At 70.4% G+C, this 9,828-nt stretch carries 8 protein-coding genes, 4 tRNA genes and 1 pseudogene; 8 read left to right on the forward strand and 5 right to left on the reverse strand.

Annotated features, from left to right (window positions below; all coding sequences use genetic code 11):
• The first annotated feature begins 548 nt into the window (after positions 1–548).
• Positions 549–755, forward strand: coding sequence for a developmental transcriptional regulator BldC (gene bldC / locus AB8A24_RS37125; RefSeq protein ID WP_003949541.1), 207 nt, complete (start codon positions 549–551; stop codon positions 753–755).
• 631 nt (positions 756–1,386) lie between these two features.
• On the opposite strand, the gene AB8A24_RS37130 is transcribed toward bldC, so the two are convergent.
• Both AB8A24_RS37130 and hrpA read right to left on the reverse strand, forming a co-directional pair.
• Positions 1,387–1,460: transfer RNA gene (locus AB8A24_RS37130), tRNA-Asp, on the reverse strand.
• Between the two features lie 81 nt (positions 1,461–1,541).
• Positions 1,542–5,465 carry an ATP-dependent RNA helicase HrpA gene (hrpA, locus tag AB8A24_RS37135; RefSeq protein ID WP_328962660.1) on the reverse strand — a complete coding sequence of 1,308 codons (3,924 nt, stop codon included), beginning with the start codon at positions 5,463–5,465 and terminating at the stop codon, positions 1,542–1,544.
• Positions 5,466–5,576: 111 nt separating this feature from the next.
• Here hrpA and AB8A24_RS37140 point away from each other — a divergent pair, with 111 nt between their 5' ends.
• Genes AB8A24_RS37140 through AB8A24_RS37150 form a run of 3 tightly spaced genes read left to right on the forward strand, consistent with a single transcriptional unit; the run spans position 5,577 to position 7,695 of the window.
• Positions 5,577–6,032, forward strand: coding sequence for a hypothetical protein (locus tag AB8A24_RS37140; RefSeq protein ID WP_369478690.1), 456 nt, complete (start codon positions 5,577–5,579; stop codon positions 6,030–6,032).
• Positions 6,033–6,085: 53 nt separating this feature from the next.
• Positions 6,086–6,835 carry a thioredoxin domain-containing protein gene (locus AB8A24_RS37145; protein WP_328962662.1) on the forward strand — a complete coding sequence of 250 codons (750 nt, stop codon included), beginning with the start codon at positions 6,086–6,088 and terminating at the stop codon, positions 6,833–6,835.
• Entirely contained in the window at positions 6,832–7,695 is an 864-nt protein-coding gene (locus AB8A24_RS37150; RefSeq protein ID WP_369478691.1) for a cytochrome c biogenesis CcdA family protein, read from the forward strand. Before AB8A24_RS37145 ends, AB8A24_RS37150 begins: the two co-directional genes overlap by 4 nt.
• Before the next feature lie 38 nt (positions 7,696–7,733).
• Here AB8A24_RS37150 and AB8A24_RS37155 read toward each other — a convergent pair.
• The 3 genes from AB8A24_RS37155 to AB8A24_RS37165 form a co-directional block, all read right to left on the reverse strand.
• Positions 7,734–7,810, reverse strand: a tRNA-Phe gene (locus tag AB8A24_RS37155).
• A gap of 22 nt (positions 7,811–7,832) precedes the next feature.
• Positions 7,833–7,906 (reverse strand) — tRNA-Asp (locus AB8A24_RS37160).
• A 39-nt stretch (positions 7,907–7,945) separates the two neighbouring features.
• Positions 7,946–8,018, reverse strand: a tRNA-Glu gene (locus AB8A24_RS37165).
• Positions 8,019–8,121: 103 nt separating this feature from the next.
• On the opposite strand from AB8A24_RS37165, the gene AB8A24_RS37170 reads away from it, so the two are divergent.
• The 4 genes and pseudogenes from AB8A24_RS37170 to AB8A24_RS37185 form a co-directional block, all read left to right on the forward strand.
• Positions 8,122–8,472: a metallopeptidase family protein gene (locus AB8A24_RS37170; RefSeq protein WP_030726307.1), complete on the forward strand. Its 351-nt coding sequence runs from the start codon at positions 8,122–8,124 to the stop codon at positions 8,470–8,472.
• Positions 8,473–8,507: 35 nt separating this feature from the next.
• Entirely contained in the window at positions 8,508–8,984 is a 477-nt protein-coding gene (locus AB8A24_RS37175) for a CrcB family protein (protein WP_369478692.1), read from the forward strand.
• Positions 8,981–9,364: a fluoride efflux transporter CrcB gene (gene crcB, locus AB8A24_RS37180; RefSeq protein WP_328962672.1), complete on the forward strand. Its 384-nt coding sequence runs from the start codon at positions 8,981–8,983 to the stop codon at positions 9,362–9,364. Before AB8A24_RS37175 ends, crcB begins: the two co-directional genes overlap by 4 nt.
• Before the next feature lie 122 nt (positions 9,365–9,486).
• Positions 9,487–9,828 (forward strand): annotated as a pseudogene (locus AB8A24_RS37185) (hypothetical protein); the annotation flags it as partial.

Here is a 9,828-nt window from a genome sequence, read left to right on the forward strand (position 1 = left end):
GCTGGTTTCACCCGAGAGGGGGTCGCACGTATCGTCCGGTATCGGTCGATCGGTCAATACTGGCTGATCAGAGGCCTGATCGTGGCATTTGGGACGTAGTACCAGGACCTACGTCCCGATACGGGCCATTGGCCCAAGCGTGACGGACCGCACTAACTACACCCTTGCGCCCTTCCCCTACCCTCGTGCCAAAATAGGACAAGGAGTCCGGGGAGGGTTCCTTCCGCCCAACTAAGGGCGGAATGCTCGGCATTGCACTCTACGGGGGGTCTGACGACTCCTGATCGCTCTGTGACTGATCGTCACAGTGGGGTGACTGTCCGTTATGGGACGGTCCATCGGCTTCCGCCGCTGATGAACACCTCGGAGGGCAATTCCGTCGGTTTGGCCGTCGAGGCTGGACGGATGGTGTAGTTGTAGTGCCGAGGACAAGCCGTTCGTCCTATAACCGACTCGGCCCGCGTATGTCCATTTCGGGCAACGCGGGCCAAGGTGCAGAATTTAGAGGAAAGAACCGAGATGGTTCGGTTCTCCCGAGGAGGCCGCTCATGACCGCTCGCACCCCTGATGCCGAGCCGCTGCTGACCCCGGCTGAGGTTGCCACGATGTTCCGCGTGGACCCGAAGACGGTCACCCGCTGGGCCAAGGCTGGCAAGCTCACGTCCATCCGCACCCTGGGTGGACACCGCCGGTACCGCGAGGCCGAGGTTCGCGCACTGCTCGCGGGAATTCCGCAGCAGCGCAGCGAGGCCTGAGGTCGCGTAAACACCCCGCTTTAACGGGTTTATCGGGTCCCCCAATCCGATGAAACCCACATAGCTTCAAACGACCGGGCCTGCCCCAACAGGTCCCAGGTCGTTCGATCGCGCTGGACTCCGCCGGGTCCAGCGCGATCTTTTTTTGCCCAGGTCAGGGCGGTCTCGATCGCGCGAGGGGGTACCGGCGGGGCAAGTGCCATTGCACATATTCTATCGAGCGGGCGTATTAGTGCGATAAAAGTGTGAGTCTCAAAAACTCATGCGGTGACTCCCGTCACAGATGATCACTCTTGTATATCCGGTAATGCACCCCGTAAAGGGGACGCGCATCACGAGGCACATCATGCGAACGGGGGATTCCGGGCGGCGGCCCACGGTTCGCCCGTGCCGCGCCCGCTCCGCCGGCCACGGCCACGGCTGCGTCCGGGGCCGCGTCCGGGGTTCCCGCCCGCGGTGCGCGGGCGGACCACAGGGGCCCCGGAGAGGGGACGGACGTGACCCGGGGGTGTTCGCGGGCGACGCGGGCGCTCCACGAGCCCCAGGCTCCTCCCAAGGCCGCCCGGGCGATGTCACCCGCCAACGCGTCAGGGCCCGTATCCCCAGAGGGATACGGGCCCTGACGTTTCTGCGAACCTGACGGGACTTGAACCCGCGACCTCCACCTTGACAGGGTGGCGAGCTAACCAACTGCTCCACAGGTCCTTGATTTGCGGCCGCTCGGCGGCTGCGAATCAGACTGTACCGCAGCTCAGGGGGTGCAGTCGAACCGGATCACGGCGCCGGTCACGGAGCCGCCGCATCCACCGCCTTCACGATGCGCTTGTCGGAGATCGGGTACGCCGTCCCGAGCGCGTGCGCGAAGTAGCTGACGCGCAGTTCCTCGATCATCCAGCGGATGTCGGTGACCGTGGACGGGACCGGCCGGCCCTTGGGCAACTGCTCCAGCAGCCAGGCGTACTCGTCCTGCATCTCGCGGACCTTCTCCATGCGCGTGGTGTCGCGCTGGACGCCCGTGGGCATCTGCTGGAGCCGCCGGTCCGCCGCCACCAGGTAGCGCATCAGGTCCGGCAGTCGGCGCAGTCCCGTGAGCGTCACGAAGCCGGCCGGCATGAGGGCCGCCAGCTGCGTCTTGACGTCCTGGATGTTCGCGACCAGCGCCAGGCTGCCCGTGGCCTTCAGTCGGCGCTCACAGGCCTGCCAGGCGGCCAGCACCTGCTGCACCTGGCTCACCGTGCGCACGGTCGTGTCCACCAGGTCGGCGCGGACGGCCTCGTAGAGCCCCCGGAAGCCCGCCTCGTCCCACGCCGGGCCGCCGTGGTCGGCGATCAGCTTGTCGGTCGCCGCGGTCGCGCAGTCGTCGAAGAGCGCCTGGATGGAGCCGTGCGGGTTCCGGGACAGGGCCAGCTTCTGCTGGTTGCTCAGGTGGTCCGAGGCGAACTTCGCCGGGTTCACCGGGATGTTCAGCAGGATGAGCCGTCGGGTGCCCAGCCACATCGCCTGCTGCTGCTCGGCCTCGGTGTCGAAGAGCCGGACCGAGACGCTCGCGCCCTCGTCCACCAGCGCCGGGTAGGCCTTCACCGGCTGGCCGGCCCGGCGGGTCTCGAAGACCTTGGTCAGGGTGCCGATCGTCCAGTCGGTCAGCCCGGTGCGCTCCACCGACTCCCCGCCCGCCCGCTCGGCCGTGGCCGCGGCGGCCTGGGAGAGAGCCTGGCGGGCCTTCGGCTTCAGAGCGAGCCTCAGGGTCTCCAGGTCCTTGTCCTCGGCGAGGTTCTTGCGGCGCTCGTCGACGATCCGGAAGGTGATCTTCAGATGATCCGGGATCCGGGCGAGGTCGAAGTCCTCGGCCGAGACCGGGACACCGACCATCCGCTGGAGCTCGCGCGCCAGCGTGACCGGCAGCGGCTCCTGCAGGGGCACCGCCGTGTCCAGGAAGCGGCCGGCGTAGTTCGGCGCGGGTACGTAGTGCCGGCGGATCGGCTTGGGCAGCGAGCGGATCAGCTCGGTGACGACCTCCTCGCGCAGGCCCGGGATCTGCCAGTCGAAGCCCTCGTCGGTGACCTGGTTCAGCACCTGGAGCGGGATGTGGACGGTCACGCCGTCCGCGTCCGCGCCCGGTTCGAACTGGTAGGTCACCCGGAACTTCAGCTGCCCCTGCCGCCAGGAGTCCGGGTAGTCGGCCTTGGTGACCCCGGCCGCCTTCTCGGTCAGCAGCATCTCGCGCTCGAAGTCGAGGAGTTCGGGCTCCTCGCGCTTCTTGTGCTTCCACCACGAGTCGAAGTGCGCCCCGGAGACCACGTGGGCCGGGATCCGCTGGTCGTAGAAGTCGAAGAGCGTCTCGTCGTCGACCACGATGTCGCGGCGCCGGGCCCGGTTCTCCAGCTCCTCCACCTCGGTGAGGAGCTTGCGGTTGTCGGCGTAGAACTTGTGGTGGGTCCGCCAGTCGCCCTCGACGAGAGCGTTGCGGATGAACAGCTCGCGCGAGACCTCGGCGTCGATCCGACCGTAGTTGATCTTCCGCTGGGCCACGATCGGTACGCCGTACAGCGTGACCCTCTCGTACGCCATCACGGCCGCCTGGTCCTTCTCCCAGTGCGGCTCGCTGTACGTGCGCTTGACCAGGTGCTGCGCCAGCGGCTCCACCCACTCGGGCTCGACCTTGGCGTTCACCCGGGCCCACAGCCGCGAGGTCTCCACCAGCTCGGCCGACATCACGAACTTGGGCTGCTTCTTGAAGAGCGAGGAGCCCGGGAAGATCGCGAACTTGGCCGACCGCGCGCCCAGGTACTCGTTCTTGTCCGTGTCCTTGAGCCCGATGTGCGAGAGCAGACCCGCCAGCAGCGAGACGTGCACGACCTGCTCGGGGGCGTCGGCCTCGTTGACGTGGATGCCCATGCCCTTGGCGACCGTGCGCAGCTGGGAGTAGATGTCCTGCCACTCGCGGATCCGCAGGAAGTTGAGGTACTCCTGCTTGCACATCCGGCGGAACGAGGACGAGCCGCGCTCCTTCTGCTGCTCGCGCACGTAGCGCCACATGTTCAGGAACGAGAGGAAGTCGCTGGTCTCGTCCTTGAAGCGGGCGTGGTTCTGGTCGGCCTGGGTCTGCTTGTCCGAGGGCCGCTCGCGCGGGTCCTGGATGGACAGGGCCGCCGCGATGACCATGACCTCGCGGACGCAGTTGTTCTTGTCGGCCTCGATGACCATGCGGGCCAGCCGCGGGTCCACCGGGAGCTGCGAGAGCTGGCGGCCCATCGGGGTGAGCCGCTTCGACGGATCCTTCTCGGCCGGGTCCAGCGCGCCGAGCTCCTGGAGCAGCTGCACGCCGTCGCGGATGTTGCGGTGGTCCGGCGGGTCGATGAAGGGGAACTTCTCGATCTCGCCGAGGCCGGCCGCGGTCATCTGGAGGATGACGGAGGCCAGGTTCGTCCGCAGGATCTCGGCGTCGGTGAACTCGGGACGGGCGTCGAAGTCGGCCTCGGAGTACAGCCGGATGCAGATGCCGTCGCTGGTACGGCCGCAGCGGCCCTTGCGCTGGTTGGCGCTGGCCTGCGAGATCCGCTCGATCGGCAGGCGCTGGACCTTGGTGCGGTGGCTGTAGCGGGAGATCCGGGCGGTGCCCGGGTCGATCACGTACTTGATGCCGGGGACGGTCAGCGAGGTCTCGGCGACGTTGGTCGCGAGGACGATCCGGCGCCCGGTGTGCTGCTGGAAGACGCGGTGCTGCTCGGCGTGCGAGAGGCGTGCGTAGAGGGGGAGCACCTCGGTGAAGCGGAGGTTCCGTTTGTTCAGGGCGTCCGCCGTGTCGCGGATCTCCCGCTCGCCGGAGAGGAAGACCAGGACGTCGCCCGGTCCCTCGGACTGGAGCTCGTCCACGGCCTCGCAGATCGCGGTGATCTGGTCGCGGTCGGAATCCTCGGAGTCCTCCTCGAGGAGCGGCCGGTAGCGCACCTCCACCGGATAGGTGCGCCCGCTGACCTCGACGATCGGGGCTTCGCCGAAGTGCCGGGAGAAGCGCTCGGGGTCGATGGTGGCCGAGGTGATGACGACCTTGAGGTCGGGGCGCTTCGGCAGCAGCGTGGCCAGGTAGCCCAGCAGGAAGTCGATGTTCAGCGACCGCTCGTGGGCCTCGTCGATGATGATCGTGTCGTACGCGCGCAGCTCGCGGTCCGTCTGGATCTCGGCCAGCAGGATGCCGTCCGTCATCAGCTTCACGAAGGTCGCGTCCTGGTCCACCTGGTCGGTGAACCGGACCTTCCAGCCGACCGTCTGGCCGATCTCGGACTTCAGCTCCTCGGCGATCCGCTCCGCGACGGTGCGGGCGGCGATCCGGCGGGGCTGGGTGTGCCCGATCATGCCCCGGACACCGCGCCCCAGCTCCATACAGATCTTGGGGATCTGCGTGGTCTTGCCGGAGCCGGTCTCGCCGGCGACGATCACGACCTGGTGGTCGCGTATCGCCTCGGCGATCTCGTCCTTCTTCTGGCTGACGGGCAGGTTCTCGGGATACGTGACCTCCGGCATCCGCGAGGCACGGCCGGCCAGACGCTCGGCGGCCTTGGTGGCCTCCGCGGCGATCTCGTCGAGCACGGCCTGCTTGGCCTCGGGCTTGCGGATACGGCGGGCGCCTTCGAGGCGGCGGCCGAGGCGGTGCGCGTCACGGAGGGAGATCTCACCGAGAAGCGTCTGCAGGGCGGCGAAGGAAGTAGACATACCTGATCGAGGATCTCACCTGCGCCCTCCGGGTGGCGAACGCATTTGTCGGGTGGACCCGTACCATTTCGGGACGAGTCCGTCGGTCGTCCGTATGAGAGGCAGCCCACCTTGTCCCGCCCCCGCCTCTTCGGCTGCGCCGTGCTCGCGGTACTGGCGATGTTGCTGGGCTGCGCGGCCCCGGCGGTGGCGCTCGCCCCGACGACCCGAACGGCCCCGGCACCGGCCCCGGCCCCGGCTCCTGCCTCGGGCCCGGCAGCCGTCCCGGTGCCGGCCCCGGCCACCGGATCGGCCACCGGATCGGCCACCGGATCGGCCACGGCGTGGCCGCGGGAGGCCGTGTCCACCGACGGCGGCGGGCCCGCCTGCGCGCCGGCGGCTCCGGGGGACGGCGGCACGCCCGCCGTGCCCACGCGCGCCGCGGGTGAGCAGCACGCCCAGGTCCCGCCGGTCCGGGCGGCGCCCGAGGACGCCGGTCCGGCCGCGGCCGTCACCGTACGGACCCCCGTACCCGGCCCCGACCGCCCCGCCCCCGACCGGCTGCGGCTCTGTGTGATGCGGGTCTAGACGGACCGGTCCCCCGGTCCCGTCCCGCCCACCCGCAGCACTGGAGCACCCGCATGCCCTCTTCCCCGAAGTCCGCCGCCAAGAAGTCCGCCAAGAAGTCCTCCGCCAAGCCCCTGCTGATCTCCGCCGGGGTGGCCCTCGCCGCGATCACCCTCGGGCTCGTCTCCTGGCAGGCCACCGCCCCCGCCGGGACCGGCTCGGCCGGCTCCGCCGCCGTGGCCGCGCCCGGGACCGACCCGGCCGCCGAGCTCAAGGCACTGGCTCGCCGTGAGTCCGGTGACAAGCTCGCCGTCGGCCGCGCCGACGCGCCCGTCGTGCTCATCGAGTACTCCGACTTCAAGTGCGGATACTGCGGCAAGTTCGCCCGGGACACCGAGCCCGAACTGGTGAAGAAGTACGTGCAGGACGGCACCCTGCGCATCGAGTGGCGCAACTTCCCGATCTTCGGCGCCGAGTCCGAGGCCGCCGCCAAGGCCGCCTGGGCGGCCGGGCAGCAGGACCGTTTCGACGCCTTCCACGCGGCGGCCTACGCCGGCGGCTCGAAGGAGAAGGGCTTCGCCGAGCCCCGGCTCGTGGAGCTGGCCCGGGAGGCCGGGGTCCCGGACCTGGAGCGCTTCACGGCGGACATGGCCGGCGAGCAGGCCGCGGCGGCCCTGAAGAAGGACCAGGAGGAGGGCTACCGCATCGGTGTCACCTCCACCCCGTCCTTCCTGCTGAACGGCAGGCCCATCGCCGGTGCCCAGCCGCTCGACACCTTCACGGCGGCCATCGCCAAGGCGAAGGCCGAGGCGACGAAGCAGTGACCGACATCGGGTACCTGGCCGCCCTGCTGGGCGGCCTCCTCGCGCTGCTCAGCCCGTGCAGCGCGCTGCTGCTGCCGGCCTTCTTCGCGTACTCCATCGACTCCACCTCGCGGCTCCTGGCGCGCACCGGGATCTTCTACGCGGGCCTCGCGAGCACCCTCGTACCGCTCGGAGCGGCCGGCTCGTACGCCGGGCGGTTCTTCCACAGCAACCGCGACCAGCTCGTGCTGGCCGGCGGCTGGCTGATCATCGCGCTCGGCCTGGCGCAGATCCTGGGCCTCGGCTTCGCCCCGAAGCGGATCTCGGAGCTGTCGGGCCGGATCCGGCCGACCACCGCCCTGTCGGTGTACGCGCTCGGCGCGGTCTACGGACTGGCCGGGTTCTGCGCCGGCCCGATCCTGGGCAGCGTGCTGACGGTCGCGGCGGTCAGCGGCAGCCCCGTCTACGGCGGCGTCCTGCTCGCGGTCTACGCCCTGGGGATGGCCGTGCCGCTGTTCCTGCTGGCCCTGTTGTGGGAGCGGTTCGACCTGGGCCGGCGGCGTTGGCTGCGCGGGCGGGCCCTGCGCGTCGGCCGCTTCGAGCTGCACACCACCTCGCTGCTGTCCGGGCTGTTCTTCATCACCCTTGGCGTGCTGTTCCTCGCCTACGACGGGGCGAGCGCGCTGCCGGGGCTGCTGGACGTGGACGACTCGTTCGCCGTGGAGCAGTGGGTCGGTTCGGTGGCGGACGCGGTTCCGGACGGGGCGCTGCTCGCCCTGGTCGCCGCCGGGGCGGCGGCGGTCGGCGTCGTGCAGTGGCGGCGCCGGGAGCGGACGGCGGCACCCGGGGCGGAAGAGGCCGAAGGGGCCGAAGGGGAGTAACCACAGAAGGCCCCGTCCGATGGACGGGCCCTTCTTGATGGTGGCTGGGGCCGGGGTCGAACCGGCGACCTATCGCTTTTCAGGCGATCGCTCGTACCAACTGAGCTACCCAGCCACGAAACCGTTTCCGGCTTCAGCGATCCTGACGGGACTTGAACCCGCGACCTCCACCTTGACAGGGTGGCGAGCTAACCAACTGCTCCACAGGACCTTGCAGTGTGCGAGAACAAGTCTTGCACACGGTAATGCGTACCCCCAACGGGATTCGAACCCGTGCTACCGCCTTGAAAGGGCGGCGTCCTGGGCCACTAGACGATGAGGGCTAAAGGCCCGCCGGGCACTTCTCAGCGCGTCGGGGACGTGAGAAGCATATGGGATCCGGGGAGCTATCGCCAAAACGGTTTCCCCCGGAGCGACAATGGCCGGGTGCTGGAGATGACGCGCGAGGAGTTCGAAGAGCTCGTCGCAGAGGCCCTGGACCGGATTCCGCCGGAGCTGACGCGGCTGATGGACAACGTGGCGGTGTTCGTCGAGGACGAACCACCCGCCGACGACCCGGAGCTGCTCGGTCTGTACGAGGGGACTCCGCTGACGGACCGCGGCGAGTGGTACGCCGGGGTGCTGCCGGACCGGATCACCATCTACCGCAATCCCACGTTGCGCATGTGCGAGGACCGGGAGAGCGTGGTCGCCGAGACGGAGGTCACCGTGGTCCATGAGATCGCCCATCACTTCGGGATCGACGACGACCGGCTGCACGCGCTGGGCTACGGGTGACCCGGCCGGGTCCGGAGCCGGTTCCCGACGGGCCGGTGGAGGCGATCGATCCGGACGTCGACCTGCACGTACCCGCGCAGCGCGCCGAGCCGCAGGGCCGGGTGCTCGCGGCGGTGGCGGCGGGCGGCGCGGCCGGGGGCGCGGCGCGGTACGGGATCTCCCTGCTGTGGCCGGCCGCGCCGGGGGCCTTCCCGTGGGCGACCCTGTGGATCAACGCCTCCGGCAGTGCGCTGATCGGCGTACTCATGGTGCTGATCAGCGAGGGCGGCCGGACGCCGCCGCATCCGCTGCTGAGGCCCTTCGTCGGGGTCGGCGTGCTCGGCGGCTTCACCACCTTCTCCACCTACGCGGTGGACTTCTCGCGGCTCCTGGACGAGGGGGAGACGGGGACCGCCCTGGCCTACGGCGGGTTCACGGTGGTGGCGGCGCTCGGCGCGGTGTGGGCGGCGGCCTCGGTGACGCGGCTCGCGCTCCGCGGGCGCGGCCCCGGACCCGGCCGCGTTCCGCGGTGAACTGGCTGCTCGTGGTGGCGGGCGCGGCCGTCGGCGCGCCGCTGCGCTACCTGCTGGACCGCGCGGTGCAGGCACGGCTGGACGGCCCGGACGCCGTCTTCCCCTGGGGCACCTTCGTGGTCAACGCGACCGCCTGCCTGGTCCTCGGGACGCTGGCCGGGGCGGCGCTCGCGGGGGCCGCCTCCTCGCGGTTGCAGTTGCTGCTCGGGGCCGGGCTGTGCGGGGCGTTGAGCACGTACTCGACGTTCTCGTACGAGACGCTGCGGCTGGCCGAGCGCGGCCGGGGGTTCCTGGCCGCGGCGAACGTGGTGATGTCGGTGCTGGTCGGGCTGGGCGCGGTGCACCTCGGCTCGCGGGTGGCGCGGCAGCTCCTCGGCTGAGTTCTCCCGCGAGGTTCGGGCCAGGGGTTCGGCCGAGGGCGTGTCCCTTGTGGGTCAAAGGGAGTTGGGCACATTGACCCGCTCATGCGGAAAGTTCACCCTCAGGCTCCGGAGGTGCCCCCGTGCGCCAGTTGTCCGCTTCCCTCCGACTGGCCGTCACCGCGCTCGCGGTCGCGGCGACGGCCGGCTGCATGAGCGTCGGTGAGGACGCGGCGAAGCCCGGGCCGGCCGCTTCGGGGGACCGCCGCAGCGGTGCCGAGGCGGGCGCGGGGACCGTCTCGGGGCGGGGCTCCGGGGTCCACGGAAACGGGCACGGCACGAAGGACGGTACGGGGAGCCAGGGCGGCAGGTCCAAGGAGGACGGCAAGGCCTCCGGTGCGACCGGGGCCTCGCCGAGCGAGGGCGCGCCGAGCGCGCGGCCGGGGGTGCCCGCGCCGTCGGCCGGGCCGGGTGGCGGGGCGGGC

The organism is Streptomyces sp. BF23-19 (assembly GCF_041106355.1).
GTDB lineage: Bacteria > Actinomycetota > Actinomycetes > Streptomycetales > Streptomycetaceae > Streptomyces > Streptomyces virginiae_A.

Coding starts and splice junctions, on each gene's coding strand:
- bldC (WP_003949541.1), top strand. CDS start 549: ATGACCGCTCGCACCCCTGATGCCGAGCCGCTGCTGACCCCGGCTGAG.
- hrpA (WP_328962660.1), bottom strand. CDS start 5,465: ATGTCTACTTCCTTCGCCGCCCTGCAGACGCTTCTCGGTGAGATCTCC.
- AB8A24_RS37145 (WP_328962662.1), top strand. CDS start 6,086: ATGCCCTCTTCCCCGAAGTCCGCCGCCAAGAAGTCCGCCAAGAAGTCC.